Source organism: Bartonella sp. AC329YNZD (genome assembly GCF_042196685.1).
Classification (GTDB): Bacteria; Pseudomonadota; Alphaproteobacteria; order Rhizobiales; family Rhizobiaceae; genus Bartonella.
Map to the genome: position 1 here is coordinate 1 of NZ_JBHIQS010000079.1, position 1,193 is coordinate 1,193.

The 1,193-nt window shown below is 44.5% G+C and carries 1 protein-coding gene and 1 pseudogene; both read left to right on the forward strand.

Translation table 11 applies throughout. The features are described 5' to 3' along the window. A pseudogene (locus ACFIMW_RS09285) lies at positions 1 to 186 on the forward strand (phage tail protein); the annotation flags it as partial. 7 nt (positions 187 to 193) lie between these two features. Further along, positions 194 to 1,193 (forward strand): phage tail protein (locus ACFIMW_RS09290; protein WP_375617395.1); only part of this gene is annotated, 1,000 nt, incomplete at its 3' end.

The following is a 1,193-nucleotide window of genomic DNA, read 5'->3' on the forward strand; positions in this document are numbered from 1 at the left end:
TATCGTCTAGGCTTGTTTGGGGGTGGTTCTTTAGCGAATTTTATGGGCATAGAGCGTGAGAATTTAGGGGGCTATATTGTAGAGCCCTATACCCTTGATGAAGGGGAGAATGTTGTTTTGAAAAGCACGGGAGAAGGAGAGACGCGCCCCGTGAATGTTTCTGTCCTATTTGCGATTAAGACATGAGGTTGAGATGTCAACGATCTATGATTGGTCGCTTAGAGCGGCGGATAATACGCGTTGTGATGCTTTAATTGATTGGTCAGAAGGGCAGCGTCCAAGCAGCGTGAATAACAGCGCTCGTGTGATGATGCAGCGTGTGCGTGAATATTTATCGGATACGAGTGGTGTGATTGAAAGCACTTTTACGGTTGATACTGAACAACAGACAACGTTGATAAGACTTGAAAGTCAAACGGCATTTTTAGCGTATAGGAATGGGATAGCGCTTTGTTTTAAAGCGAAGGGTAAGAATGTTGGGGTAACCACAATTGCTTTGAATGCTTTAGCCGCTCAACCTGTTTATAAGGCAACAGAATTAGGCATTCGTGCTTTATCGGGAGGGGAGTTTCAAAAGGGATGCATTTATAGCTTGATTTATAATGGAACTGGTTGGCAGGTTTTGAACCCTACGCCGGTTTCTTTACCGCAAGGACCGGTTATACCTGTTTGTCCACCAGGGACAATAGGGGCTTTTGGGATGCAAGTTTTACCGAAAGGCTGGTTGTTATGTGATGGAAAGGCTTATTTGCGCAGTGAGTATAGGGCTCTTTATGAAGCGATAGGGATCAGGTGGGGGAGCATTGATGATTATAGCAAGTTTCATGTTCCCGATTTGCGTGGCGTTTTTTTGCGTGGTGTTGATGATGACCGCGAGATAGACCGCTTTCGTTATTTGGGTACTTTTCAAAATGACGCTATGAGAAAGCATGATCATAGAGGTCAAACCTTTACGATTTTTAATGCAGAAAATCAGGAGGAGAGTTGGCATGGTGATATGACGATCATATGGGGGTATATGCTTAAAGACCAGCAAAGGTTGAAGCTCGCCGAACGTTTGGGCGTGAGAGCAAAGGATATACGGGTTCATCATAAGCTCGCCTTTCCCCATACACACATTCATATGCGTGATGTTTCAGTAGCAAGTTTTGGAGAACATGAGACACGCCCGGTTAATATGAGTGTTGTGTTTG